23 protein-coding genes and 1 riboswitch are annotated in these 26,223 nt (G+C 47.5%); of the genes, 18 read left to right on the forward strand and 5 right to left on the reverse strand.

Features of this window, described 5'->3' with window-relative positions; all coding sequences use genetic code 11:
• The first annotated feature begins 25 nt into the window (after positions 1 to 25).
• From NSS66_RS24175 to aroD, 3 genes are all read left to right on the forward strand, one after another.
• Positions 26 to 937 (forward strand): LysR family transcriptional regulator, encoded by a 912-nt coding sequence (locus NSS66_RS24175; protein ID WP_340959959.1) that lies wholly within the window; start codon positions 26 to 28, stop codon positions 935 to 937.
• Between the two features lie 130 nt (positions 938 to 1,067).
• A complete protein-coding gene (locus NSS66_RS24180; RefSeq protein WP_340959960.1) occupies positions 1,068 to 2,330 on the forward strand; it encodes an MFS transporter in 1,263 nt (420 codons plus the stop codon).
• Between the two features lie 103 nt (positions 2,331 to 2,433).
• On the forward strand, positions 2,434 to 3,198 hold the full coding sequence (gene aroD / locus NSS66_RS24185) for a type I 3-dehydroquinate dehydratase (RefSeq protein WP_028542038.1): 765 nt from the start codon (positions 2,434 to 2,436) through the stop codon (positions 3,196 to 3,198).
• Between the two features lie 103 nt (positions 3,199 to 3,301).
• On the opposite strand, the gene NSS66_RS24190 is transcribed toward aroD, so the two are convergent.
• A complete protein-coding gene (locus tag NSS66_RS24190; RefSeq protein ID WP_023987143.1) occupies positions 3,302 to 3,874 on the reverse strand; it encodes a shikimate kinase in 573 nt (190 codons plus the stop codon).
• 554 nt (positions 3,875 to 4,428) lie between these two features.
• On the opposite strand from NSS66_RS24190, the gene NSS66_RS24195 reads away from it, so the two are divergent.
• From NSS66_RS24195 to NSS66_RS24205, 3 genes are all read left to right on the forward strand, one after another.
• Entirely contained in the window at positions 4,429 to 5,121 is a 693-nt protein-coding gene (locus NSS66_RS24195; RefSeq protein ID WP_023987144.1) for a pectate lyase, read from the forward strand.
• A gap of 135 nt (positions 5,122 to 5,256) precedes the next feature.
• Positions 5,257 to 6,294: an aminoglycoside phosphotransferase family protein gene (locus NSS66_RS24200; protein WP_340959961.1), complete on the forward strand. Its 1,038-nt coding sequence runs from the start codon at positions 5,257 to 5,259 to the stop codon at positions 6,292 to 6,294.
• Positions 6,295 to 6,348: 54 nt separating this feature from the next.
• Positions 6,349 to 7,347 carry a glycosyltransferase gene (locus NSS66_RS24205; RefSeq protein WP_023987146.1) on the forward strand — a complete coding sequence of 333 codons (999 nt, stop codon included), beginning with the start codon at positions 6,349 to 6,351 and terminating at the stop codon, positions 7,345 to 7,347.
• Between the two features lie 120 nt (positions 7,348 to 7,467).
• Here NSS66_RS24205 and NSS66_RS24210 read toward each other — a convergent pair whose 3' ends face one another.
• A complete protein-coding gene (locus NSS66_RS24210; RefSeq protein ID WP_158451748.1) occupies positions 7,468 to 7,953 on the reverse strand; it encodes a DUF1036 domain-containing protein in 486 nt (161 codons plus the stop codon).
• 192 nt (positions 7,954 to 8,145) lie between these two features.
• Positions 8,146 to 9,354 (reverse strand): MFS transporter, encoded by a 1,209-nt coding sequence (locus NSS66_RS24215; RefSeq protein WP_023987147.1) that lies wholly within the window; start codon positions 9,352 to 9,354, stop codon positions 8,146 to 8,148.
• 217 nt (positions 9,355 to 9,571) lie between these two features.
• Between NSS66_RS24215 and cysK the strand changes: the two genes are divergently transcribed.
• On the forward strand, positions 9,572 to 10,495 hold the full coding sequence (cysK, locus tag NSS66_RS24220) for a cysteine synthase A (RefSeq protein ID WP_023987148.1): 924 nt from the start codon (positions 9,572 to 9,574) through the stop codon (positions 10,493 to 10,495).
• 132 nt (positions 10,496 to 10,627) lie between these two features.
• Positions 10,628 to 11,605, forward strand: coding sequence for an aldo/keto reductase (locus tag NSS66_RS24225; protein WP_023987149.1), 978 nt, complete (start codon positions 10,628 to 10,630; stop codon positions 11,603 to 11,605).
• Between the two features lie 155 nt (positions 11,606 to 11,760).
• Here NSS66_RS24225 and NSS66_RS24230 read toward each other — a convergent pair whose 3' ends face one another.
• Together NSS66_RS24230 and NSS66_RS24235 are read right to left on the reverse strand one after the other, a co-directional pair.
• Positions 11,761 to 12,561, reverse strand: coding sequence for a WYL domain-containing protein (locus NSS66_RS24230; protein ID WP_340959962.1), 801 nt, complete (start codon positions 12,559 to 12,561; stop codon positions 11,761 to 11,763).
• Positions 12,536 to 13,861 (reverse strand): helix-turn-helix transcriptional regulator, encoded by a 1,326-nt coding sequence (locus tag NSS66_RS24235; protein ID WP_340959963.1) that lies wholly within the window; start codon positions 13,859 to 13,861, stop codon positions 12,536 to 12,538. Before NSS66_RS24235 ends, NSS66_RS24230 begins: the two co-directional genes overlap by 26 nt.
• 200 nt (positions 13,862 to 14,061) lie before the next feature.
• Between NSS66_RS24235 and NSS66_RS24240 the strand changes: the two genes are divergently transcribed.
• From NSS66_RS24240 to NSS66_RS24285, 10 genes are all read left to right on the forward strand, one after another.
• On the forward strand, positions 14,062 to 15,627 hold the full coding sequence (locus NSS66_RS24240) for a limonene hydroxylase (protein WP_340959964.1): 1,566 nt from the start codon (positions 14,062 to 14,064) through the stop codon (positions 15,625 to 15,627).
• A gap of 19 nt (positions 15,628 to 15,646) precedes the next feature.
• Positions 15,647 to 16,465: a nucleotidyltransferase domain-containing protein gene (locus tag NSS66_RS24245; RefSeq protein WP_340959965.1), complete on the forward strand. Its 819-nt coding sequence runs from the start codon at positions 15,647 to 15,649 to the stop codon at positions 16,463 to 16,465.
• 21 nt (positions 16,466 to 16,486) lie between these two features.
• On the forward strand, positions 16,487 to 17,950 hold the full coding sequence (locus tag NSS66_RS24250) for a 3' terminal RNA ribose 2'-O-methyltransferase Hen1 (RefSeq protein ID WP_340959966.1): 1,464 nt from the start codon (positions 16,487 to 16,489) through the stop codon (positions 17,948 to 17,950).
• Positions 17,947 to 20,556: a polynucleotide kinase-phosphatase gene (locus NSS66_RS24255; protein WP_340959967.1), complete on the forward strand. Its 2,610-nt coding sequence runs from the start codon at positions 17,947 to 17,949 to the stop codon at positions 20,554 to 20,556. Before NSS66_RS24250 ends, NSS66_RS24255 begins: the two co-directional genes overlap by 4 nt.
• Before the next feature lie 20 nt (positions 20,557 to 20,576).
• On the forward strand, positions 20,577 to 21,374 hold the full coding sequence (locus NSS66_RS24260) for a TatD family hydrolase (protein WP_340959969.1): 798 nt from the start codon (positions 20,577 to 20,579) through the stop codon (positions 21,372 to 21,374).
• 44 nt (positions 21,375 to 21,418) lie between these two features.
• Positions 21,419 to 21,528, forward strand: a riboswitch (TPP riboswitch).
• A gap of 249 nt (positions 21,529 to 21,777) precedes the next feature.
• On the forward strand, positions 21,778 to 22,374 hold the full coding sequence (locus NSS66_RS24265; protein WP_023987157.1) for an ECF transporter S component: 597 nt from the start codon (positions 21,778 to 21,780) through the stop codon (positions 22,372 to 22,374).
• On the forward strand, positions 22,374 to 23,837 hold the full coding sequence (locus tag NSS66_RS24270; RefSeq protein ID WP_023987158.1) for an ABC transporter ATP-binding protein: 1,464 nt from the start codon (positions 22,374 to 22,376) through the stop codon (positions 23,835 to 23,837). Before NSS66_RS24265 ends, NSS66_RS24270 begins: the two co-directional genes overlap by 1 nt.
• Positions 23,812 to 24,603, forward strand: coding sequence for an energy-coupling factor transporter transmembrane component T family protein (locus NSS66_RS24275; protein WP_028542050.1), 792 nt, complete (start codon positions 23,812 to 23,814; stop codon positions 24,601 to 24,603). The genes NSS66_RS24270 and NSS66_RS24275 overlap by 26 nt, the downstream gene beginning before the upstream one ends.
• Positions 24,604 to 24,742: 139 nt before the next feature.
• Entirely contained in the window at positions 24,743 to 25,468 is a 726-nt protein-coding gene (locus NSS66_RS24280) for a methionine ABC transporter ATP-binding protein (RefSeq protein ID WP_069081291.1), read from the forward strand.
• Positions 25,461 to 26,132 (forward strand): methionine ABC transporter permease, encoded by a 672-nt coding sequence (locus NSS66_RS24285; RefSeq protein WP_340959970.1) that lies wholly within the window; start codon positions 25,461 to 25,463, stop codon positions 26,130 to 26,132. The genes NSS66_RS24280 and NSS66_RS24285 overlap by 8 nt, the downstream gene beginning before the upstream one ends.
• Positions 26,133 to 26,223 lie beyond the last annotated feature (91 nt).

Consider the following 26,223-nt stretch of genomic DNA (forward strand, 5'->3'; position numbering starts at 1 on the left):
AATTAAAGAAGGAGATTACATAATTATGAACCTGAAGCACTTACAATATTTTCGTGTACTTGCTGAGATGGAGCATTTTACCCAGGCAGCTATGCGACTATGTATTACTCAGCCCAGTTTAAGTCATGCGATTTCAGAATTAGAAAAAGATTTGGGAGTTCATCTGTTCGAGAAGCAGGGGAGAAATATTCGGTTAAACAAATACGGACGATTTTTCCTGAAGTATGTGGAGCACGCGATGGATGAATTAGAAAAGGGAGAACACAATTTACGGGAGCTAGTGAGTCCAAGCCATGGAAATATAGATTTGGCGTTCATTTACACGTTAGGCTCACACTTCATTCCAGCGATCATTCAAGCCTTTTCAGCTCTGGATGCCCGTAAAGATATCTCCTTTTCGTTTCACCAAGGGAATACGAACGATATTATCAAGGGGCTGAAGCAGGAACATTATGATGTGGCGTTCTGCTCTCACATGGAAAATGAACCGGATGTGGAGTTTATTCCGTTGGCTCAGCAGGAACTGGTTGTCATTGTTTCGCCTGATCATCCACTGGCCACTCTAGACCAAATTGATCTCAAGGATACAGCGGATTATCCAGTGATCTTCTTTAACAAAAAGAGTGGGATTCGGCCTATTATTGAAAACCTGTTCTCCAAAGCGGGCGTCACGCCACAGATTATTTGCGAGATTGAAGAGGATACAGCAATGGCAGGGCTGGTGTCTGTCAATTACGGAATTGGGGTTATGCCTCGAATTTCATCGTTAGATTATTTTAACGTCAAAACATTGCCTATTGTAAATCCAGAATACGAGCGTTTTATCTACCTGGCCAGCATCAAAAATAGATATTTATCCCCGGCAGTAGTGGACTTTCGGAACTTTGCACTAAGCTACGGCAAGGAGTTTTATCTGAAAACGCATCAGCGCGTCTAGGTTGGGGTCCCGCAATATTTAAACTTGATAAATCTTAAAATGTGTTCTATACTTCATCATCGACACAGGTAATGTGAAATGATTCACATTTTTAATACTACAAGACTTACTTACAAAAGCAGGTGAATTCATGATGAAACGTTCTTCTTTTCCAGTGGCGACAGGCCTTTATGTAAACTATCTTTTGTTCGGCATGTTTAATATTATGCTGGCGTCCCACATGTCCTTTTTAACAGAGCATTTGCATACAGATCAGACGGGCATCAGTCTCTTGGTTTCTGCGATGGGATTTGGCAGGCTGTTTACGCTGTACATATCCGGGGTGCTCTCCGATCGTTATGGTCGTAAGCCGTTTATTGTGGTAGCAGGGCTACTAATGGCTGTATTCTTGGTCGGTATACCGCTAAGTCCCAGCTTTGAGATGGCGATCGTACTGGCTGTGCTGGCAGGCGTAGCGAATTCTTTTCTTGATTCAGGTACTTATCCAGCGCTGATCGAAGCTTTTCCCCAATCCTCTGGTTCGGCTACAGTGTTGGTAAGAGGTTTTATATCCATCGGGGCGGCATTTTTACCGTTAATGATTATCTTTTTTATGAATCACGACATTTTCTACGGATTCTCTTTCTTTTTACCAGCCCTCATATTTACTTTGAATGCAATCTACTTGTTCAGAATGAAGTTTCCAGACATGCGGGTTCAGTCACCCAAGGAGCCAGTTGGTGATACTTCTGTATCGAGCGTTGAGCAAGCGGGAAAATTGGAGGCAAATGATCGGAGTAAGCCGCGGTTTTGGCAGGAAGGGGTATGCCTTATCTTGCTCGGATTTACCGGACCGACTTTGCTTTATATTGTGCAGTTATGGCTGCCTACTTTTGGACAACAGTTTATCGGTATGACCCAATCAGAGTCTCTCAGATTATTAGTTTATTACAATGTCGGTTCACTGATTTCCGTGTTTGTATTGGTAATTGTGTTAAGAAAATGGGTTAAACCTGTTCACATTATTCTTATTTATCCATGTATTTCCCTGTTGGCTTTTGGAGCGCTTCTCCTATTCAAGTCAGGGGCGGCGGCCATTATTTGTGCGAGTGTCATTGGGTTTTCAATATCAGGTGTACTTCAGCTGACATTAACCGTAATGAGTGAATTTTTTAGTCAACGAAAAGGACAGATTACCGGGTTTGTGTATACAGCAACCTCGCTGTCATACACGGTCATTCCCGTGTTTACAGGCTTTCTTTTGAAACATTCTCAGATATCGAGTGTTTTTATGCTAGCTATTATTGTGAATGTGCTAGGGATCGTACTGGCGGTGTTTGTTAATTTTCGGTACAGTTTAGTTTTTCCAGCAAGTCGCAAATTGTCCCCTAAAATCGTACTTGATACCAAATAAATGACGACTGGACCTAATCATCTGCATGCTTATTCAGAATGCGTTATACTATGAATTATTGTACATGTTCGACTTGAAACTGTAATTTGGGAGTGAGATAGAGATGGCTAAAATCGTAAAGGTGAAAGATGTTCTGATCGGTGAAGGAGCGCCAAAAATTTGTGTGCCCATGGTGGGAGAAACGTTGGAGCAGTTGAAGGAAGAGGCCACTTATTTACGTACGCTCGACCTGGATATCGTGGAGTGGAGAGTCGATTTTTTCGAGCATGTGGAGGATCTGGAAAAGGTTAAAGCTGCCTTACATGAAATTCGGTCTATTTTAGCAAATGTTCCGCTCGTATTTACGTTCCGTAGCGCTCGGGAAGGCGGAGAAAAGGAAATCAGTGCAGCGAGTTATGTGGAATTGAACCGTACAGTAGCCGAAACGGGGCAAGTCGAACTTATTGATGTAGAGCTTTTTAATGAGGAAGCTGATGTGAAGACGCTGGTAGAAGCAGCACATAAGCATAACGTATATGTGATTATATCTAATCATGATTTTCATAAGACGCCGTCGAAGGAGGAGATTGTGTCCCGGTTACGTAAGGCGCAGGAATTGGGAGGCGATCTGCCTAAGATAGCAGTGATGCCAACCAATACAGCCGATGTGCTCACTTTGCTGGATGCCACGCGTACCATGGCAGAAGAGCATGCAGATCGGCCGATTATTACGATGTCGATGGCGGGGAAAGGTGTCGTGAGCCGCCTGACCGGAGAACTGTTTGGTTCGGCTCTGACCTTTGGTGCTGCTAAGAAAGCTTCCGCACCGGGGCAGATTCCTGTCACTGAACTGAGAGAGATATTGACGGTGCTGCATAGCCATTCTTAAAAGATGGATAGGCATTACTCGCTAGTCAGTAATATATCCGCAGTGAACCAAAAAGGAAGGCCCCCATGCGGTAAGCATGCGAGCCCTCCTTTTTGTGTAACTCTTAATTCAATCCCCGAGTAGGTTCATACAACTCCCAACCTAGATTCAGCGTTTGAATAATATAGTCTGCGACTTCTTCCGCATCCAACTGATCCGTATCGATCTTGGAGTGATTCACCGCGTAAATGTCCTGTCTGGAACGGAAGAGATCCTCAATTTCCCCTAAAGTCTTGTTTTGTAGATTGGGACGGGTGTCAATCAGCATCTTGAGCCGATCTTTCCAGGAATCCCAATTTAAATCCAAGAAGAAAACAATCGATGAAGCCAAACAAGCTTGCTTCACCTCTTCCTGTAAAAATGCACCACCGCCAACGGAAATGATTTTGAGGCGTGTGTTGCTGCATAGCTTCAAAATATGCTCTTTTTCAATCTCACGGAAACGCTTCTCTCCATAAGTTTTGAAAATCTCTGTTGTTGGCATGTTGTATTCTCGTTCAATCTCCTGGTCAATATCCACGAAATCGCGATACAGCTTGCGCGCTAGATGGGAACCGATCGTTGTTTTGCCTACACCCATAAAGCCGATGAGCACAATATTTTGTTCTTTTAATGGAATCTCACTATTGTTTTGCACGATAACCACTCTTTTCTCACCAGTAATGTTGAGATGTGACGCTTCAAAGCACTAAATACATTATACGTTCATCAAACGTGTCATTCAATAGTATAGACTACATCAAAAATGAGGTATAGAACGAAATAAGGTTCTGATTACCATTGTAGTGACATAGAGCACGCATTAGAGACTAGATACTCAGTAATTTGATGCGTAAATTGTCAAAAAATAAACTTGTACAAGTATAAAAGAGGCAATATTGTGTACTTAATTGAAAAAAAGGACATATTTTGGCGGAAAATATATTGAAATTACTGGAAGTATGATTATAATAGAGTTATGCAAATTGTAAATGTAATCGCTCTATTTACAATTTGTGCTTTATATTAATTAGGAGACAAAATTGCTTTGAACCAAAAACCAAGTATACATATGCAAATAGTTAAATAACGACTTTTAGACGTGTATCGGTCAATGGGTTCATTGTACGAAGGTGGTGATACGGTCTACGCGCTCTAGTCAACGAAGAATTGACAAGAATAAAAAAATATCTACGAGAGGGATGAATTGAAATGAAAACAAACACAGCTAAAGTATTGAAAAAGGGAATCAGTATCGCTTTATCAGGAATGTTGGTCGCTTTATTTGTCGGCAATTATTCTGCACATGCAGCTCCAGAAGTCGTTCATAAGACCATACTTGTTAAAGCTGGAGAAGTATACGATGGTAAAGGCAAGACTGTAGTGGCTGATCCCGATACCTTGGGAGACGGAAGCCAGAAAGAGGCTCAAAAGCCTATTTTCAAGCTTGAAAATAATGCAACTTTGAAAAATGTGATCATCGCTGCCCCTGCTGCGGATGGTGTACATGTGTATGGCAACGGAACTATTTCCAACGTAACGTGGGAGGATGTAGGTGAAGATGCCTTGACGCTTAAAGAGCCAGGCACGGTAAACATTACGGGCGGTGGAGCGTTCCATGCGTACGATAAAGTATTCCAAATTAATGCCGAAGGCACGATTAACATAAAAAACTTTAGAGCCGATGATATCGGAAAGTTGGTTCGCCAACTTGGGGGCTCTACATTCAGAGTGAATATGACTTTGGATAACTCGGATATTTCCAACGTTAAGGATTCAATTCTGAGATCGGACGGTCCTAACAGCAAAGCTAAAATTACGAACACTCGTTATCACAATGTGAAACAATTGTTCAAAGGCTTTAAATCCAGTAATACGAGCGAGTCCGGCAATACTCAATATTAATCGGAGTAAGATAGGAGTAGAGATATGATAAGGGGCTGTCCAACAGGTCTTGTGATCTGATTGGACAAGCCCCTTTTTTGGTACGGCGAGTTTCCCCAAGATGATCTGGACTTCGTTCGGAACGAGGACTGTGATATGATCGTGCTATTACATTTTATACAAAAAAGTTGGGTAGCTATGAATCCTTTTCATCAATATGTGAATGTTGACGGCACCTTGAATGATACGCTGGTGCAAAAAAACGAAATTTTATATACAGGTACGAATGGTCGGCATGTGGAACGTTTTTACGTGTCTTCCTCTGAAAGTTATATATTCAAACCGCTAACCAACGATGATCAGGAGGGGCGGGAGAGATGGGTGTATGAGCATGTGCTTCCTGCGTTATCACCGATCTATCCCCGATTGCTAGCCTGGTCTGATACAGGTGCGGATGGCGGAGGAGAATGGATGGTTTTTGAGGACCTTGGTCCGTTACATCATCTACACGCAGACGAAACTCTATTGCGAGCTGTTGGACTTGTTGCATGGTGGCATGCTTTGCCGACGGATCGTTTTGCTGGGATGCCGCTGCGGGGACCGAAGCCACTCATTCAGGAGATGGTTTCCGAGCTATACACGCGCAAGCCGGATGTGTTAAAGCTTTGCAGCTCACTGGGATTATCTAAGCAACAGATGCAGCGTATGTATGTACAGCTGGAGCATTTATCTTTTTCACAGCAGCTAGTACTGTCTCATGGTGATCTTCATCCGGGGAACTATGCGCTGAGCGGGGAACGGCTTATGGTACTGGATTGGGAGCATGCTCATCTGAACACACCGCTGTGGGATGTATATCACCTGATCGACATGTCCCATCCGTTGTTTCCCCGACGGATGACGTCCGAATTGCGTATTCGTATACTGGACACATACGTGGAGCAGCTGGAGCTGTTGGGGATAAGAGTGGATCGAACGGCATTTATGCTGGAATATGGCATGTTTGCGGTGGTATTTTCGCTCTGGATGCTGTTGTTAATCACAAGTGATTTGCAAAGGATTGGAACGAACCTGCATAGAAACGGCGATAAATGGTCAAAAGAGCAATTAGAGTCCCAGTTGGATGAAACGTTAGCCTGTTTGAACCAATGTGCAGCGATGATGGATTGGGGACAAGCCCAACAATGTAGATAGTAGCTTAAGACATAGACTGTATTTAGTTAGTAAAAGAAGGTGGGAAATAAATCCATGAAAAAAGTCGGTTTGGTCATGAGAAAAATACAATTTGCAGAAGCACAGGGTCCTCGTATTTTTGCAGAACGTCTGAAGCAGATCGGGTTGGAATTGGGGGTGGACATCGTATTTGTATCACCAGAGCGCCATGTGAGCAGCCATGACTGGCTTCCTGGCTATGAGCACGAAAAGGGCGACTTGGTCAACTATGACGTCGTTCTGGACCAACTCCATGAGCAGCAGATTGAGCACGTTATTTATACGGTATCTGGCTTTACCTATTTGAACATGTTTTTTAAAAACAGCGTGCTTTTTCCGCATAGTTTTCCTGATCCGGCACTTACAGGCTACGAGATGATGAAGCCTTTTTATCAGATCGTGGACAAGGCTATCGTACAGACTGCCTTTCTCAAGCAGGAGATGGCTTCGAAGTTTGGCGTAACCGACGTGACAGTCATCCCGATCGGATTTAATGAGCGGCTGGTGGAAAAGCATTTTGATCCCTCGCAAGTGGTAGAGAACCGGGTGATGTGGATTGGTAGAGATGAGGAGAACCGACGTCCGGATTTGGTGCTGGAGTATGCGAGGCATAATCCTGACAAGGATGTCTATATGGTATTTGGCGGTGAACGCTACAAGGAAAGTATGAAGAAGTACGATATCCCGGACAATGTTAAACTTCAATTTGCGTTGACGCAAGATGAGGTGTTTGCACTGATGAACACGGCAAAGGTGTATTGGAGCTGCTCCAAATTCGATACGTTCGCGATGCCACTGACCGAAGCGCTGGCTATGGGTAAAATCGTCGTAAAACCAGAGCATCCTTGCTATGGACATATCAGCTCTACGCATTCTTTTTCAGGGAATGAGAAAAACTGGTTCGAGCTGGTCAATATGGCTGCCGCCTCACCGCGCCGGGTTTCTACAGAAAATCAGGCATACGCTATGGAAAAGTTTTCAAGTCAGGTGATGAAGCAGGGCTATCGGGACTTTTTTGATCATTGGTTAAGCTGAACGGCGAGGCAAAATACTGTGGCTGCAACAAGCGTCTGAATGTCCAGAGTGAAATAAAAATAACCCGCAAGGTGGTCACTTTTTTTCAAATATCCATCATGCGGGTTACGGTTCTTTGACTTATCGTTTGGACTTTACTGGAACCGGGGTTCCTTTTTTAAAGCGAGCCGGTCTTCTCGGAATTCTGCGAATGCCGGAGTCCTCCGATTTAGAAGGTAATGCTTTATGAGTTGTCTTTGTTGACAGTTGGCTGGTTCTGCCGAACTCGACAGTGTAACTGTCTACAGATGAGTCAATGGAAAGTCTACGCATCCCCACTCGTCTGGATGATCCGCTACTATAGTTCCAACACCAATGAAAATCACTGCTAGTGCTTCTCGGAAGCCGTGTGCGGTACGTACCACGCCACGAATTGGAGTGATCTTCAGCATAATAATAGAATGTGGTTCCCCCGACAGAACCGCTCCATACTTCTCTCGTATCACCAGGTTCTATCCGATACCAGCCCATTTTAGAATAATTGGTGGGATGACAGTCGGAACTAGGATAAGCATAGGCGGCATAGATGGTATTACTCGTGTTGTTTGTAAAAAAAAGGCTCATCATACACACTTCTTTCCTCATAAATTTGTATTACAATGTCATACTATGAGGAATTTAGAAGAAGAGAGTGGACAATATCTCTCAATCTATGAAAAATGAACCATTCGTTTACTTCCAACCTGCTGTTTTTAGAGATTTGCCGCCATTCATTGCTCTCCGGTTAATAGCTGACACTGTCCAACAAACTGAACGATTCTATGACTGTATCTCAGCTATCGCTTCAGTATGAGCCGTCTTGCGATCCTCAATGTAGCTAACTATCATGAGTAGCAGACCGCCGACAGTGATTAGCGATGCAACCCATGGAATAGCGGCTAGCCCCATTTGATTAATAACAACTCCCCCGATAAAAGCACCGCCTGCGTTGCCCAGATTTAATGCGGAATGGCTGGAGGTAGAGGCAAGTAAAGGAGCCTCATAGGCCAGATTCATGATGCGAACCTGAATACCCGGCATGATGCCGAACGCAGCAATGCCCCAGATAAAGACCGTGATGACGGCCAATACCTTGCTTTGAAGCGTAAATGTCAGAATGGCCAAAATAATAGCCAGCACAGCATAGTTTGCGATCAGGGATGGAAGTAGTTTCCAATCTGCGAGCTTGCCGCCAACGATGTTGCCGATCGTTACCCCTAGGCCAAACAGGACGAGAATCCAGGTAATGCTATGCTCGGCAAAGCCACTAATATCCGTAAGCAAAGGCGTAATGTACGTAAAGACAGTGAACAGGCTACCACAACCGACTGCACCTGTGAGCAGCATCAGTAGCACTTTTGGATTAAACAGGCTTTTGACTTCTTGTTTGAGACTGGAAGGCTTGTCCTGATGAATCACCGGAATGTAGCGAATGATACCAAAGAGAGAAATCAAGCCGATGACCACAATGGCTCCAAAGGAAGCACGCCAGCCGAGCTGTTGTCCGATAAAGGTACCAAAGGGCACGCCAATAATGTTCGCCACGGTCAAACCGGTCAGCACCATAGAAATGGCACCCGCGCGCTTGTCAGGACGAACCAGTCTGGCAGCGATCAGGGAACCGGCTCCCAAAAAGGTTCCGTGCGATAATGCAGTAGCCATACGAGCGGCAATCAGAAGTTCGTAATTGGGAGCAATGACGGAAAAAAGATTGCCTAAAATGAATATAGTCATTAGTAGGCATAGCAGCTTTTTCTGCGGAACCTTATGGGTTAATACAGTAAGTACAGGTGCGCCAATGGCCACACCAAGCGCGTAACTGGTGATTAACTGCCCGGCTTGCGGAATCGTAACATGAAGATCATGGGCTACATTGGGCAGAAGTCCCATAATGACGAATTCGGTCATGCCGATGGCGAAGGCACCAAGGGTTAACCATAGCAAGGAGGGGGGGAAGCGATTTGCTGTCATATTTTCTTGATTACTCATAAGTGTCTTGTATCCTCCTGAAAAAATAGTAATGCGAGTATATCATTACAGGCGATATCTGGCGACCCATTTTGCAAGAATTTTACATACTAAGTTGATAAGTTTTATGTAATTTACAAAAGCGACAGGTAGGAAGGAGGCAAGTATGTTATTTTGGTAGTATGATATTAAGATCGTAAAATGACGCTGTAAGGAACGATCCAAGGAGGATATAACGATGGCACCTAAAGTGGTACATAGTATTACAGATTTAATAGGAGATACACCTTGTGTAAGACTCCAACGGCTCACACGGCCGCAGGATGCGGAAGTGTATGTGAAGCTGGAGTATTTTAATCCAAGCGGCAGTGTTAAAGATCGGGCGGCGGGCAATCTGATTGCCGAGGCGGAAAAGGCAGGACATCTAAAGCCGGGAGGCACCATTATTGAGCCGACGAGTGGCAACACGGGAATTGGTCTTGCGATGAATGCGGCAGCCCGAGGTTACCGTGCAATTTTGGTGATGCCTTCGAATATGACGAAGGAACGGATCAATATTTTGAAAGCCTACGGGGCTGAGGTCGTACTGACACCAGCGGAAGAACGGATGCCAGGAGCGATTCGCAAGGCACTCGAACTGGGGGCTGAAATTGAAGGGAGTTTTATCCCGCATCAATTTGAAAATGAGGCAAATCCGGATATCCACCGTACGACGACGGCACTTGAGATTTTGGAACAGACAGAAGGGAAGCTGGATGTGTTCGTCGCTTCTTCGGGAACGGGCGGTACCATTACGGGAACAGGTGAAGTGCTGCGTCAGCATTTGCCGGATCTGCGGATTGTTGTAGTTGAGCCTAAGGGCTCGCCAGTGCTATCTGGAGGAAAACCCGGTCCACATAAGCTGGTTGGCACCAGTCCAGGCTTTGTTCCCACCGTGCTGAATACGGAAGTGTATGACGAAATCGTGCAGGTTTCCGATGAGGATGCGATTGCAATGACACGGGCGATTGCTGCCCAGGAAGGGATTCTGGTTGGCCCCTCTAGCGGAGCTACGATATGGACGGCGATTCAGGAAGCTCGGCGTTTGGGAGCAGGCAAACGGGTACTTTGCATTGCCCCGGATACCGGAGAGCGTTATCTGAGCATGGGGATATTCGGATAAAAAGATGTGGATTGGGGCCAAAGTAATACACGACCGTAAGTAAGTGGTAAAATAGGTGTGTGATAGCGGTTCCACGAACTATTCATATGTGGATGAAGCAGGGAATATTTTGAGGGTTGAAGGAGGAGAAACATGAAGATTATGCCTTTACAGAAACGTGGAATCTCCGATAGTCGGCTGGCGCTCGGTTGTATGCCTTTTGGTGGAGAATGGAGCCATGCACCGTTTACGCAGGCGCATGTCGTTGAAGCGGAAAGAGCTGTAGAAGCTGCACAATCCATTGGGATTACGATGTTCGATCATGCGGATATCTATCGTATGGGGAAAGCGGAAGAAATTTTCGGTCGGGTTTTAAAGGGACAGCCGGGCTTGCGTGAACAAATCGTAATTCAGTCCAAATGCGGCATTTTTCTGCCGGATGGTACGCTCCCGGGCCGTTTTGATTTCTCATATGCACATATTATGGAGTCCGTGGATGGCATTCTGAAGCGTCTGGGTACGGAATATTTGGACATCCTGCTGCTGCATCGCCCCGATCCGCTGGTAGAGCCGGAAGAAGTAGCGAAGGCGTTCAGCGAGCTTAAGACGTCTGGCAAAGTACGGCATTTTGGCGTTTCCAATATGAATGTAAGCCAAATTCGGTTTCTGGAGCGGAGCCTAACGGAGCCGCTGATCGCTAATCAGCTGGAAATGAGCCTGGCGCATCTGCATTTTGTAGATCAGACAGTACATGTGAACCAGCAGGCGGGGACGAATGTACATTTTGGCGAAGGTTTGCTGGAATATTGCCAAACCGAGGATATTCAGCTCCAAGCCTGGGGACCGCTGGCGCAGGGACGTTTTAGCGGAGGTTCTTTGAAAGGGGAGCCTGAGCATGTCGTTAAGACGGCAGAGCTGGTGCAGAAGCTGGCTTCTGAAAAGGAAACGACACGTGAAGCGATCGTCCTTGGCTGGCTTATGAAACATCCGGCACGGATTCAGCCTGTCATTGGCAGCGCCAATCCTGAACGAATCAAGGCATGTCAGGATGCGGAACGCCAGAGTGAGCTGATGACCCGTGAGGAATGGTACGAATTGTACGTCAGTGCGCGCGGACAAGCCTTGCCATAAACTCGTACTGCGGACCCGTTTGTTACAGCAGGCGTATGTGGATGTAAGTGTATGACTTCGTTTATACGAACCGTAGTTTAATAGCCCTCCCTTCGTCTCATTAACAGACGGAGGGAGGGCTATTTACATGGCTGCATCTCATATTGTCTCAGCAGCTATTCCTCTTCGTAGCGTGCAAGGGCCTTGGCCGTTGTTTCCTTCATTCGTGAAATCAGCCGGGAGCCTTGGACGACCTTGACACGTTTGCCAAGGAAACGGATTTTGGATAGTACATATTCACATTCGTCTGCCTGGAAAGTGAGCGTAATACGATAGGTATCTGCTTCCTGAACATATTCGACTTCTTTTTCAAAGCAGGAAAAAGCATATAAAATACGGGACATTTCTCCGTTGTATACAGGAATAATTTCGATGATGCCCTGTTCTTTGCGCGACTCCAGTATACCGAGAATACGTTGGATGAATTTTTCGGCCTCTTCGGGTAGAAGCTCATCTTCCGTAACGTTCACGATATTAGACAGCTTGGTAGACATGAGCGCGCGGTGTCTGCGGTTATACCACAGCAGGCTCCATTCTTTTTTGACCATGGAGAACTCCAGCTTATATGGAAAACCGGACATTCGCTCATGCATGCGTCCGTTGCGCAGTTTGTAGGTCATACAGATGCCAGAACGGGATCGCAGAATGGGACGCAATTCACGCAAGAGTGGATGATATACCGAGGCAGCAGGGATACCTGCTTTTTCCCGCAAACTTCCATCGGCCTCCAGAGGCTCGTCGTCTGCGAGCATCTGCCGAAGCTTATCAAGCGTAGACGGGGTGAAAGCCTCTATTGCTGCCGAGTCTGTCAGCATAGATTGGAGCCAGACTCTTTCCTGCGATGTGGTGGCAAAAGCGCCCGATTCATCCAGCCGAGAGACGATCTGATAGTTAAATATTTTCTCGAACAGGCTCATAATAGGCTTGCAGCTCCTTCCATTCCTGTCTGAATTCCTTACGCAGCCGCTGAGGCTCCAATACTTCACAGCTTGATCCGAAGCTGCGAATCCACGGTTTAATCTCGGTGATTCCATTCACTGTGATTTCATAGATAAAGGATTCACTTTCTTCCTCCGCGATCGTACCCCATTGTCCCTGTGACAGTACACGTTCCCGAATAAAGTTGCGCTTCGCGCCCTCAGGATTAAAAAAACGTACCCGTACCTTCACAGGACGACCGGTATCAACAAGCCAGCTGTACCGCATTTTTTCTTCCAACACCGCTAGCAGGTCGGCATGAAACTGCTCTGGTACAGGCTTGCCCTCCACCAATTGAGTCATGCCCTCCATACGAAACTTCATGATTCCTTTACCGCCTACATGACCAAGAACATACCAACGTCCATATTGATGATCATAGATGACTTGCAGGGGCAGAATGGTATGTTCACGGCCCTCCGTCTCTTTTTCAAACAGCGGGTTTGTGTTCTGTGACCCGTACATGCTTCGTTTGGACGTCGAAAAATATAAAAAAGTTACACAGCGACGTTGCCGAATCGCGTGTAGAAGCGGATGAATATGGGCTTCGTCCAGAATGCGTGAATAATAGTGGTATTTATATAAAAAAGGTTCGGCCAACTCCCGATCTCCGGCCTGACGGCGCATGGCTTTTTTTAGATGATCTCGCAACAGATATCCCTGAACAGAGGGAAGCTGTGTGTTGGCCATAATGTCTACAAAATCATATAAGTCCAGTAATTCCTCGTCCGTCAGTCCTGTCACCAGATCGTTGCGGACAGCATAGCGATAAGGTCTGCCGCCGGGTTCCTTGCAAACCACGCCGACTTCGACCAGATATTTCAGATCGGAACGAATCGTTTTCTCATCCGGCAGCGAACTGTCGGAAGGTAGCCCGTTGCAGCAAGCATCCAGCAATTCCATAGTGGTCAGAGGCTGTGACTGTAGCGCTGTCAGCAGAAGAGATAAGCGGACGCTTTCTGATTCCTTGAGCGATTTGGCCCGAAACAAGAATAGTAGTAATGGATCAGCGGATTCATAATAATTAAAGCGCAGCATCTCATTAAAATCATGTCCCTGGTCCTCAGGCAACTGCTGTTGTACGGATTGGACGATTTCCTTGAGACGCCGGATTGTTTTATCAAAGGTATGCACTGAAATGCCCAGTCTGTCTGCAAATTGCTGCCGATTATAAGCGCCGCTGGTCAGTGTGAGCATGCGCAGGAATTGAATTTCTTTATCAAAACTCTCTCTCGCCATGATGCATTCCCCGTTTCTGTTGCCGTTCTCCGAAAGCAAGTATCCCTTTATTCTAACAGGGAAGGGATGCTGGAAAAAGGGAAATTATTCTTCTTTGTAATACTTTCACCATGTTCACGACTTCCAATATAAAGCATCATAGAAATATAAGATAGCACGATGAAACTAAGAAGCAATACATAACAGAAGGGTGATGCAACATGTTTGGACGACGCAAAAATGAAGTGTTATATCCATGGGTAGGCAAGCTTTCGATTTATGAAACGATTATGCAGGGAATGGATACTCAGGGCAGGCTTACTGATGATCAATTACCGGATGATGAAGAATATTGGGCAGGTCACACGATGCGTTGGGTGGCAGGAGGATTAGATGGAGCATTTGGGCATCATGGTGCTGGCGAGCATGTAGCCGATAAAATCAAGGATCTGGTGCAGCTGTTGTCCAGACAATGTCGTAAGCCAGGAATGAAGACGAGACGTGAGACGTATGTACGCCTGATGGAGGAAAATGCGCTCAGTCTGATTGATCCGTTGCTGGATGCGGTGCGCCAGCATCCAGCAATTCAGCCAGACCGATTGTATGAGGAAGCGCGTTGGCTGGTTGAACATGGAGCACACCGTAATGTGGTGAAGATCGGCATTGCGTTGCTTGGATTACTGGAGACAGAGCAGCATCACGAGCTTATTTTAACGCTGGCAAAGCATGATGAATTCACGCTATATGCGGCTGTAGCTATCTGTAATATTTCGGAGCAAGCCAACGAACAGTTGTATACGTTAGCCCGCCAGGTACATGGCTGGGGACGTATTCACGTAGTGGAACGGCTGGAACCTACGCGTCAGGAAATACGTGATTGGCTACTGCGGGAAGGATTCCGCAATAATGTCATGTATGAATATCTTGCTTATGAGTGCGCTCATAAAGGCGAGCTGCATACAGCCATCGCCGTTCCGCAGATTGATCAGGAGTTGTTTGACGGAGCAGGCGAGATTCTGTCGGCTTTGCTGGCAGCAGGCGGACCTGCGGAAAGTATAGACGATTATGAGCATGCCGCTATGGTTATAGGTAACTACCTTCGTCATGCCAAGGCCATGTGCACGACGGTGCAGCATTTTACGATCATCATGGATATTGCAGACTTTCTGGATGAAGAGGACGATTCATGGGAGACACGTTATGAGCATGAATGGACACCGGAATTGCGTAGACGTTACGCGTCGCTGTGCCAGCAGATGATGGACGATCCGCAGTGGGTGCAGCTGGTGGAGCAGGAGCTGCAGCATGCAGATTCACCGCATCTCCACTGTGCCATTCGCGCAGCTCAAATGCTAACACTAGATGTATGGCCCGTGCTATTTGATCAATTAAGCAGATACCCAGTCAAGCCTAATCTGTACTTTGAACTCATCAAGACAGTGGATGAACAGCGGGTGCGCAAGTTGGTGGCTTTTGCAGAACAGCACTTGCCCTTGGGAGAGATTGCTTCCGGCCCTGCTAATTTACCTGGGTATGGACTGGAGTATGAAGCGCATCAATGTCTGGGTATGCTGTTGCAACTATTGTCTTCTCACGAAGGAATGGGACAAGAGCTAGTTGCTGCCGGGCTTTGGAGTCCGGTGACCTCCAATCGCTGTGCAGCGCTTCATGTACTCAAGGTATGGTCTTCTGAGATGTGGGGAGAGAAAACGACAGAGCGCCTTCGCCACTTATCGGTAGCTGAAACGGAGGAGTCGATTAGAGAACAGATTCGGGAAATACTTTAATGATAAGGGAGGGAACAACATGACAGATGTGAAGCATGGGCAGGGTTTCATTCAACCGGAAATGTGCGAGACGATTTTGCGTGAGCTGCGCGCATTGGAGCAGGCGGAGCAGGTGCGCATTGTGTACGCCTGTGAATCAGGCAGTCGGGCATGGGGGTTTCCTTCACAGGACAGTGACTATGATGTACGATTTATCTATGTAAGACCCGTAGAATGGTATTTATCTATCTTTGATAAGCGGGATGTGATTGAGCGACCCATCAGCAATTTGCTGGATATGAACGGCTGGGATTTGAAAAAGGCACTCCATTTGTTTCGCAAGTCCAATCCGCCTTTGCTGGAATGGCTGCAATCTCCGATTCCCTATCTGGAGCAGTATTCAGTGGCTGACCAGATTCGTGCAATATCGCCGTTAACCTTCTCTCCGAAGTCCTGTGTGTACCATTACCTGAATATGGCGCGGGGGAACTATCGGGATTATTTGCAAGGAGAACAGGTGAAGATTAAAAAGTATTTTTATGTACTGCGCCCACTGCTGGCCTGTGGCTGGATTGAACGTTACAACATCATGCCTCCGATGGAATTCGTAGACTTGCTAGAGGAATTAATTCCGGCCGATACAGAACTTTATCAGGTGATCGGGCATTTGCTACAACGTAAAAAAGCGGGCGAGGAACTGGATATGGAGCCACGGCTTTCGGTGGTGAATGATTTTATCCAGCAGCAAATTGCTTATTTTGAACAAAAGGCGCCCTTGCTTCAGCATATGGAGAGTGGCCGGGATCAGCAGTTGGATGATTTGTTCCGCGCTGCGGTGAATGAAGTATGGGAAGCATAAGCTGGGAAGGAGAAGTGGAGTATGCACATTACGCTAAAAGCAACCGGAACGAATGCAGGGATGATTTCGCATTTGCTTGCTAAGAATCCTTACAATACGTATGATCGCACAGAAAAAGGCGCACGTGTACGCATGGTGTACACTGTTTTTACCGAGGAAGAGGCTGAGATCGTCATTCAGGCTTCGCCAGATTCGATTGATTTGGTCAAAAACAGTCCGGACAGCTATGACATTACACAATATATTAATGACCGGGAGTTTGTAACCAGCAGCTTATTTTGCACCTATATTCGTGGCTCGCTTGGCACAGCCCTGAACGGCAAACCCAAGGAAGACTATGCAGGATGGGTGACGCACCCTTTTGCGCTGGAGTTATCGTTTGGGCCCGTTGCTTCGGATTTACCGGATTCTGTGGTGGAGGGGCTATTCGCTCCGCTGGGCTATCAAGTGGCCATAGAACGAGGGGAAGCAGATTATTCTTTTCAGCTGAAAAATCGAAGCACCGTCAGATATGTCACGTTAAGTGGCCACCAGACGGTGCAGTATGCGCTGCGTCAGTTATTGCTGTTGATTCCGGTGCTGGATAATTATAAGCATTACTATATTAGTGAAGAAGAGTTTGACAAGCTGAGACGTTACGGTGAAGGCTGGCTGCCAGAGCATCCGCTACGCGAGCTCATCATTCGACGCACGCTTCGTTTTACCAATCTGATTGAGCAATTTGAGCAATCAGATTCTGCTGAAATAGGTACTCAAAAACATATTGAAAAACATACTCAAAAACATACTGTCCAAGCTCAAAAGGATAAGCACAAACAGATTCAACAGCCAGAACAGCCACAGGAGGAAGGGAAGCAACAGCCTACTGTACGGCTGAATGAGCTGCGGTATCAAGCTATTATGGACGTGATTCGCAAGCTGCCTCGAAGACAGAAAATCGTAGATTTTGGTTCAGGAGAAGGGAAGCTTTCGGCTCGGATGGCCCGAATGACGGGCATTGAAGAAATTTGGGCGGTGGAGCCGTCTGCGTATGCACAGGTGAGAGCCATGGAGCGTTTTGCCAAGCTGGAAAGGCATACCGACGCGATCATTCCTACACCCATGATGGGCTCTCTCTTTTATTATGATGAACAATTGCGGGGCAAAGATGTGATGATCCTATGTGAGGTCATTGAGCACGTGGACGAGCATCGTCTGAACCGGGTGATGAAGACGATTGTGACGGAGTATCAGCCGGGTGTGCTGATCGTGACGACTCCCAATCGTGAATATAATGAAGTATATCGCATGAACCAGCAAGAGCTGCGGCATGGCGATCACCGTTTTGAATGGAATAGACGCGAGTTTCAGGAACGATGTGAGCAGTGGATTGAGGAAGCTCCTTATTTGATAGCGCTGAAGGGGATCGGAGAAGAGGTCGAAGGCTTTGGACAACCGACCCAAATGGCTATATTTACGCGCAGAAAGGAGCAGAAGGAAGCATGAGCAATTCATCCAAACGTACGATTCATTTACCGCATGCTGGACTGGTTGTGTTGGTGGGGGCCTCCAACAGTGGCAAAACCACATTATTGGACAGGCTGGTGAGCGAAGGGATTCTACTGGAGACAGAAGTGGTATCCTCGGATCATTTTCGCAAGCTGGTCGGAGATACGGAATTTATAGACTGGAGTGGACTTCCAAGGCTGGAATCGGACGTACTGTTCTATGAGTATCAGCAAATGTCAGCCAAGGCGTTTGAGGCGATGGATACGATTCTGGCTATGCGTTGTCGCTTGAATAAGCTAACGGTTGTGGATGCCACCCATTTGTACGCTGAGGATCGCCAGAAATATGTACAGCTGGCAGCCAAGGCGCACGTTCCTGTTATGGCCTGGGTACTGGATGTACCCGAATCTGTGCTGCTGGAACGTGATTTAGGCAGGGAGCATCCGCGTGGCCGCCAACGGGTCAAGCAGCAGGCACAGCTGTTAAAGCGGAATCTGCGTGGTATCCGTGAGGAAGGCTTTAACGCTTGCTATGTTCTTAAGGATGTAGAAGAAATGAACTTTGTTCGCCGTGTGCAGCCACTGTTTCATGAGATTGGCTCAGGTATTGACATCATTGGTGATATCCATGGGTGCTACCGTGAGATGCTGGAAGTGATAGAGCGGCTAGGATATACGGAAGATACGAAAGGACTATACCATCATCCAGATGGTAGAAGACTAGTATCTGTCGGGGATGTGATGAGCCGTGGCCCGGAATCGTTACAAGCGGTGCAGTTCTGGAAAAAGCACGTGGATGCCGGACTAGCGTATATGATTGACAGCAATCATGGCTGGAAAATCGGCCGTTACCTCGATGGAAGAAAGGTGACTCTCAGTCATGGCGATGAACGATTTGCAGAGGAACTGGTCCAATATGAACAAAAAGCGGGCAAGGCAGCGGCAGAACAGCTTAGAAGCGAGTTGAGGGATTTTCTGCTACATGTACCCTCTCATCTTATTTTTGGCAGAAATGGATTGCGACATGTGGTTGTGACTCATGCCGGGATTAAGGATCATTTTATTGGCAAACAATCGGCACGTATTTCTGATTATTGCCGCTATGGAGATACGGAGGGGCAGGATGCGAACGGAACACCGATCCGCAAGGATTGGTTCGTAGACCATGAATCGGGAGAAATAGTAGTATGGGGACATGATCCGAGACCGCAGCCTACCCTTGTGAACCAGACGGTGAATATTGATCAGGGTGTGGTATTTGGCGGTATGCTGACCGCTTATCGTTATCCGGAAAAGGAATTTGTCAGCGTTCCGGCACATGAGAATTATGCGAATGATCCCGATAGCCCACTTGTCCGGTGGCAGAGAAAACGGTTTTCCCCGCCGAATTTACGCAAGCTAATCGCTGGTTACAGTGTGCTGACGGAATCGTATGGCGAAGTGCGCGTACAAGGAGAATGGATCAAATCCGCTATAGATACTGTGTCACATGTGACTGTACCCATGGAGGAGCTGGTGTATATTCCACCGACGATGAGCCCTGCTCCAGCGGTGTCTGCAGAGGAAGGATATCTGGAGCATCCACGTGAGGCGCTGGCTTATTATCGCGGGCAAGGAGTACAAACGATGGTGGCCGAGAAAAAACATATGGGTAGCCGGGCTATTTTGCTATTATTCAAAAACGAACAGGCCGCTGTTCAATATGTAGGCTACCCGACATTGGGCACGATCTATAGTCGGAGTGGGAGAGCTTTCTTTGAACAAAGCCTTGGGAAGCAAGTGATGGAGAAGCTTAATGTGGATCTACGGACTGCTGGATATTTTGAACGGAACCAGACGGATTTTGTATTGCTGGATGCGGAAATTGTACCGTGGAATCTCAAGGCTCGGGAACTGATTGCTGCACAGTATGCGCATGTGGGGGAGGCAGCTCTGTTGGATCGCAGTAAGCTGGTAGACAAGCTGAAGCAGGCGAAGGTTGCAGGTCGAGAGGTTGGAGACTGGCTGGAGGAAATGGAACAGAAGTACGCGAATGCCGTAACGTTTCAAGAGGCTTTTCAAAAATATTGCTGGGATGTGGACGGTCTGGATGAAATTCGTATTGCACCGTTCCATACACTGGCACACAGCGGAAAGACTTTTTTCGACCATTCTCATATTTGGCATATGGAGCAAAACCGGGAGCTGGCTGGGCTGTCTTCCCTGTTTATGGAGACAGAGTACCGCGTTATCACGGACGAAGCAAGCGAGGAAGAGGTCATTCGCTGGTGGAACGAGATGACAGAGGATGGTCATGAAGGGATTGTGATCAAGCCGGAACGCTTTTTGATGAAAAATCGGGACAAGATGATTCAGCCTGCAATCAAGGTGAGAGGCCGGAAGTATTTGCACATCATTTACGGTATGGATTATCTTGCCCCTGAGAATTTAAAGCGTCTGAAGCAGCGTCGAACGAACAAAAAGGAGCGTCATGCCCTGATGGAAGGAGCGCTTGGTATGGAAGGCGTGGAACGTTTTGTCCGCAAGGATACGGTAGATCGTATTCATGAATGCGTCCTTGCCGCGCTATCTCTGGAATCGGAGCCGATTGATCCGAGATTGTAGTTTGCGAAGGAGGGATTGAGATGGAAAGGGGTACACCGTTAATTGATATTGGCGTGAACTTGATGCACCGTTCGTTTCATGCGGATCGGGAACAGGTGGTAGAGAGAGCAGCAGCTGTAGGGATTTCACCCCTGATTATTACCGGGACCAGTGTCCGCAGCAGTCGGGAGGCTTCTCAGTATGCAGCACGTTATCCGGGCAAGCTGTATGCGACAGCTGGCGTGCATCCCCATGATGCCAAAGACTGCAGCGCAGATACGATTCAGCAGCTCCGCCAGCTGGCGAGTCAGCCGCAGGTCGTATCCATAGGGGAATGCGGATTGGACTATAACCGTGATTTTTCGCCGCGTGATGTGCAGCGCCGATGGTTTGGCGAGCAAATCCAACTGGCGGGTGAGCTGAATATGCCGTTATTTTTGCATGAACGAGATGCACATGAGGATTTTGCCGCTATGCTGCGGGAGTATCAAGGGCTTGTCGATAAAGCAGTGGTGCATTGTTTTACAGGCACGGAACAAGAATTGCATACGTATGTAGAGATGGGACTGTATATCGGGATCACCGGCTGGATTTGCGACGAACGGCGTGGCAAACATCTGCGTGAACTGGTCAGAGATATTCCCTTGGACCGTCTGATGATTGAAACGGATGCTCCATTTTTGACCCCGCGTAATTTGCCCGTGAAGCCCAAAGAAGGGCGTAATGAGTCGATGTATCTCGCTCACATTGCTGCTACGATAGCCGAATGTACAGGCCGAAGCATGATGGAGATCGAAATCGCCACGACGGAGACAGCCAAACGTTTCTTCGGATTATAGGATTGTCAAAGCCATAGATGTGGTATATATTATAGTGAATTAAAAAAGCATTGTCGGGAGCTTGAGAAAGTCAGGCTGAGAGGGTGGCCCTTGCCACTGACCGTGAAATCTGATCTGGGTAATGCCAGCGTAGAGAAACCAAGAACACTATACAGGAATGCCGCTTGTTTCGCGGTTGTCGATAGATACAATGTATGTCCTAGCATTTTACCTTGACCCTGACTTTGGCTTGGTATCAGTGTAGTAGCTTAGACTACTGGTTATATAAGGCATATCGACGAATGATGTTTTGTATGGTGCTTCACCTTTTACTGCGCATAAAGCTTGCCTGGAGATTCAGCTCCAGACAAGCTTTTTTTTATGGCCAAGAGGCCAATTATAAGGATAAGGGGAGCACGCAATAATGAATACTGCTGTAAGAGCGTCCAAAGGGTTGAAGCTGACTGATATTTTGGTCACGATTGTGATCGCTGTTGTGTTCGGGTTAGTCTACAAAATATGGGGACCTGCCTATGATTTGATGAAACCATTCGGTCTACACGCCGAGCAACTGATGTATGGCATGTGGTTTATGGCAGGCACGTTTGCTTATCTCATCATTCGCAAGCCGGGTGTTGCAATTTTGGCAGAGGTGGCAGCGGCAACGGTCAGTGCTTTTTTGGGAAGCGAATGGGGGATGTCCACTTTGTACTATGGCCTGCTGCAAGGCTTGGGAGCGGAGCTATTTTTTGCGGCTTTTCTGTATCGGAACGCAAACCTGTGGGTTGCTTCGCTAGCTGCGGCCGGGGCGGCTGTCGCTTCTCTGATTTTAGACTTCAGCTACGGGTATATTGATCAGCTTTCGACCTGGAACTATGTTTTGTATATCGGTTTTCGCATGATTGGCAGCATTGTGATTGCCGGGGTATTCGCGTTCTATCTGGCTAGGGCATTGGAGGTAACCGGAGTCACGCGAAGTTTGAGACCCGCAACGGAACAAGATTATAAGGGGCTGGATTGATGAGCCAGGCAACCGAAGATGTGGTGGCTTCGATCACCCGTCTTCGGTTGAAATTCCCCGGTGAGCAGGAGCTGCTTTTTCACAATATGTCTTTGTCTGTCCGCAAGGGGGAAAAGCTGCTGTTGCTGGGACCGAGTGGATGCGGTAAATCAACGCTGCTCCAAGTGTTAAGCGGTCTGATTCCACGCACGATAGAAGTGCCTATGAAATGCGATGCTGCTGTAATCCCAAGTGTCTCAGGTATTGTATTTCAAGATCCTGATACGCAGTTTTGTATGTCATATGCAGACGAGGAACTGGCTTTTGTGTTGGAAAATAATCAGGTTCCTCGTGAGCAGATGCGATCCCGTATTCGCGAGCTGCTGATACAGGTTGGTCTATCAACGGATGATATACACATGCCCATTGGCAGCATGTCACAGGGAATGAAACAGCGGCTGGCGATTGCGTCTGTGCTGGCTATGGAGCCAGAAGTGCTTTTTCTGGATGAGCCCACGGCTTTGTTGGACGAGGAAGGTACTACACAGGTGTGGGATACCATTCGAAACATTTCGGTAGACCAGACACTGGTGATCGTGGAGCATAAAATTAATGAAATTGTCCATGATGTGGACCGGATTGTGGTGCTTTCTGCTCAAGGGGAGATCATTGCGGATGGAAGGGCGGAAGAAGTATTTCATGGGCAGCGGCAGGCATTGTCCGAGTATGGCGTGTGGTACCCGGGAGTATGGAGTGAATCGTCTTCGCCGCGTTGGAGTGAATCAGTGACACAGCAGAATGGTACGGGGAATGGTACAGGGATTGATTTGCTGGAGCTGGAACATTTTAGTGGCCTCCGCGGTTTAAGTTCAGTGATTTATGTGGAGCATGCGCAGGTGAAGCCTGGCGACTGGATTGGCGTGGTCGGTGAAAACGGGGCTGGCAAAAGCTCACTGCTGCTCTCCATGATGCGCTTACTTCGCACACAGGGACGTTATAGCGTGCGCGGAATTGAGGCAGGCAGTACGGAACAACTGGCAGAGCGTATCGGGTTCGCGTTTCAAAATCCCGAGCTGCAATTCGTAGCACACACCGTACGAAAGGAACTAGAGTATTCGTTACCCAAGAGCTTGTTCACCATTGAACAGTGCCGGGAACGGGTCGATCGGATGCTCGTACAGTTCGGACTGGAGCGGCTGGACGAGCGTCATCCGTATCAGCTTTCATTGGGCCAAAAAAGGCGGTTGAGTATTGCTACGGCTATGATCCGTGAGCCGGAAGTGCTGCTGCTGGATGAACCGACTTTTGGGCAGGATGCGCGTAATACCTTTGTCATGCTGGATATGTTGGAGCAGCTGAGAGCGGCAGGCACGGCCATTGTGATGGTCACGCATGACCCAGAAATTGTCCATCGATATTGTACCGATATATGGCGGATTCAGAAAGGGGAACTACAGTATGAACCTGTCCTTTCCCCATCATAAAACATGGCTGCATCGTGTGAATCCGGGCCTAAAGCTCGTTATGTTTTCCATACTGTTTGTGGTCGTTATAGTCATTCATGATCCGAATGTCATGTTTAATGTTGCGTGTGCTATGCTGCTGCTGCTTGTCTGGTCAGGCCATCCATGGAAGCGGCTGCTGCTGTATGGATCTCCCTTTATATTGGTGTTTATTTCAACCTCAACGGGCATGATGATGTTCGGCAAAGGGGTGACGACCTGGTGGACATGGGGCCTGATCCATATTACGCAGGAAAGCTTTTATCGGGGTATACATCTGGGCTTTCGTGCGCTGAGTATGGCGGCGGTAGGGTTGCTGTTTGGTTTAACGACTCGTCCAGTGGACCTTTTTTATTCACTGATGCAGCAATGGAGGCTCTCTCCGAAGTATGCGTATAGCTTTTTGGCAGCCATGCGGTTGATGCCCATGATGGTGGAGGAATTCCAGGCATTGAGACAAGCCCATCGTATTCGAGGTTTACATCAGCATGTGTCCAAATGGAATATGTATGCCACGCTTCGCAGGTATGCAATTCCGCTGCTCGCTCAAAGTATCCGGCGTGCACAGCGAATTGCTATTGCCATGGAAGCCAAGGGTTTTACTAATGAAACCAAACGCACGTATTATTATGCGATTGGCTATTCGGCTGTAGATATTGTGTTCATATTCTATTTTGTCATCATGCTTACGCTGGCTTGGGGACTCGGTATCTGCTTTCCTTACGTGGGGGTGTGGGATGTACGTTAATTGTTGTCAAAAGGCTTTGCCCGTTTTCTGCTCTGTGGTATATTAATGCAATGGGAATTGACGGCTCGTACAGACCCGCCTGGGCTGGCGGGCTTATTACATTTTCCCTGAGAAATGGATCATCAGGAGGCCAGGTTTCATGATTACGCTGCATCAGGTAAGCAAGCATTATACCACCTCAAGCGGCCAATTTCATGCGGTTCAATCCGTGTCCCTTCAAGTGGAGGAGGGGGAAATTCACGGTATCATAGGTGCCAGCGGTGCCGGTAAGTCTACGTTGCTCCGGTTGATGAATGTATTGGAAAGGCCGGATGAGGGAAACGTGGTTGTGAACGGGGAAGATTTGACTCGCATGCCGGAAAAACGTCTCCGTGAAGCGCGGCGATCGATAGGGATGATTTTTCAGCATTATCATCTTGTTCACAATCGGACGGTCAGTGGAAATGTGGCAATGTCGTTGGAGCTGGCAGGTGTCGCGAAAAAAGAGAGAGCGGAACGTGTGCGCGAATGCCTGCAATTCGTCGGTTTAGCTGATAAAGCAGAACAGTATCCGGCACAACTGAGCGGAGGCCAAAAGCAACGTGTGGCGATAGCCAGAGCGCTGGCGAATCGACCTGCGGTGCTGCTGTGTGATGAGCCGACCTCGGCGCTTGATCCGCAGACGACCGCGGATATTCTGGGCGTGTTACGGGAGATCAACCGGGAACTGGGAGTTACCATTGTAATCGTAACGCACGATATGGACGTGGTACGCAATATTTGTACCCGTGTATCAGAAATGCGGGATGGGCAGCTGCTTTCAACGCAACGTGTAGTTGACGCTGCGGTAGGTTCAACAGCGGAAGCAGGTGAAGCTGATGAATGAAATGCTGAGCATCATTGTGCAATACCAGTCAGAGATATGGAAAGCCATCGGGGAGACGTTTATCATGGTGGGGATTTCTATCGCAGCAGCTGTACTGTTAGGGCTTCCGGCAGGAACGATTTTGTATTTGTGCGGCAAAGGGCAAAAATATGAAAATCGACTGCTGTTCACCTTATTGAACAGTGTGGTCAATGTCATCCGCTCGTTCCCGTTTTTGTTGCTCGTCGTGTTTATGATTCCATTTACACGTCTGGTCGTAGGGACGGCGCTGGGCACGATGGCTGCAACGGTTCCCTTGTCAGTGGTGGCCATCGCCTATTATTCGAGGCTGGTGGAGCAATCATTGCTTGAGGTGCCCAAGGGTGTAATTGAAGCCGCTACTTCTATGGGGGCATCCACCCTCCAGCTTATTTTTAAATTTCTGTACGTGGAAGCTCGTTCCGGGCTTGTACTGGGTTTGACCACGTCAACCATTAGCTTCATCTCCTACTCCACGGTGATGGGCATTGTGGGCGGCGGCGGGGTAGGCGATTTTGCCATCCGCTACGGTTACCAGCGTTTTGAAACAGGCTTGATGGCGTTCACCATCGTCATCATGATTATTTTTGTACAAACGATCCAGTTCACCGGAAGCACCATATCCCGCCGGATCGACAAGCGATAGGGCAAAAATGTAACTTTTCGCTACACTTGCACCACCCACTATGGGAAATAAAAATGACTTTACAGTACCTCAAAAGCGGAGCGGACAGAAT

The sequence above is a fragment of the Paenibacillus sp. FSL R10-2748 genome (assembly GCF_038005565.1).
GTDB classification, from domain to species: domain Bacteria; phylum Bacillota; class Bacilli; order Paenibacillales; family Paenibacillaceae; genus Paenibacillus; species Paenibacillus polymyxa_B.

Bases quoted from the DNA above. Each gene is read 5' to 3' on its own strand.
- NSS66_RS24270 (WP_023987158.1), top strand. From the start codon at position 22,374: ATGAGCCAGGCAACCGAAGATGTGGTGGCTTCGATCACCCGTCTTCGG.
- NSS66_RS24230 (WP_340959962.1), bottom strand. From the start codon at position 12,561: ATGAGCCTGTTCGAGAAAATATTTAACTATCAGATCGTCTCTCGGCTG.
- NSS66_RS24265 (WP_023987157.1), top strand. From the start codon at position 21,778: ATGAATACTGCTGTAAGAGCGTCCAAAGGGTTGAAGCTGACTGATATT.
- NSS66_RS24175 (WP_340959959.1), top strand. From the start codon at position 26: ATGAACCTGAAGCACTTACAATATTTTCGTGTACTTGCTGAGATGGAG.
- NSS66_RS24210 (WP_158451748.1), bottom strand. From the start codon at position 7,953: ATGATGAGCCTTTTTTTTACAAACAACACGAGTAATACCATCTATGCC.
- NSS66_RS24225 (WP_023987149.1), top strand. From the start codon at position 10,628: ATGAAGATTATGCCTTTACAGAAACGTGGAATCTCCGATAGTCGGCTG.
- NSS66_RS24285 (WP_340959970.1), top strand. From the start codon at position 25,461: ATGAATGAAATGCTGAGCATCATTGTGCAATACCAGTCAGAGATATGG.
- NSS66_RS24205 (WP_023987146.1), top strand. From the start codon at position 6,349: ATGAAAAAAGTCGGTTTGGTCATGAGAAAAATACAATTTGCAGAAGCA.
- NSS66_RS24240 (WP_340959964.1), top strand. From the start codon at position 14,062: ATGTTTGGACGACGCAAAAATGAAGTGTTATATCCATGGGTAGGCAAG.
- NSS66_RS24235 (WP_340959963.1), bottom strand. From the start codon at position 13,861: ATGGCGAGAGAGAGTTTTGATAAAGAAATTCAATTCCTGCGCATGCTC.
- NSS66_RS24195 (WP_023987144.1), top strand. From the start codon at position 4,429: ATGAAAACAAACACAGCTAAAGTATTGAAAAAGGGAATCAGTATCGCT.
- NSS66_RS24280 (WP_069081291.1), top strand. From the start codon at position 24,743: ATGATTACGCTGCATCAGGTAAGCAAGCATTATACCACCTCAAGCGGC.
- NSS66_RS24215 (WP_023987147.1), bottom strand. From the start codon at position 9,354: ATGAGTAATCAAGAAAATATGACAGCAAATCGCTTCCCCCCCTCCTTG.
- NSS66_RS24260 (WP_340959969.1), top strand. From the start codon at position 20,577: ATGGAAAGGGGTACACCGTTAATTGATATTGGCGTGAACTTGATGCAC.
- aroD (WP_028542038.1), top strand. From the start codon at position 2,434: ATGGCTAAAATCGTAAAGGTGAAAGATGTTCTGATCGGTGAAGGAGCG.
- NSS66_RS24245 (WP_340959965.1), top strand. From the start codon at position 15,647: ATGACAGATGTGAAGCATGGGCAGGGTTTCATTCAACCGGAAATGTGC.
- NSS66_RS24255 (WP_340959967.1), top strand. From the start codon at position 17,947: ATGAGCAATTCATCCAAACGTACGATTCATTTACCGCATGCTGGACTG.
- NSS66_RS24275 (WP_028542050.1), top strand. From the start codon at position 23,812: ATGAACCTGTCCTTTCCCCATCATAAAACATGGCTGCATCGTGTGAAT.
- NSS66_RS24200 (WP_340959961.1), top strand. From the start codon at position 5,257: ATGATCGTGCTATTACATTTTATACAAAAAAGTTGGGTAGCTATGAAT.
- NSS66_RS24180 (WP_340959960.1), top strand. From the start codon at position 1,068: ATGATGAAACGTTCTTCTTTTCCAGTGGCGACAGGCCTTTATGTAAAC.
- NSS66_RS24250 (WP_340959966.1), top strand. From the start codon at position 16,487: ATGCACATTACGCTAAAAGCAACCGGAACGAATGCAGGGATGATTTCG.
- cysK (WP_023987148.1), top strand. From the start codon at position 9,572: ATGGCACCTAAAGTGGTACATAGTATTACAGATTTAATAGGAGATACA.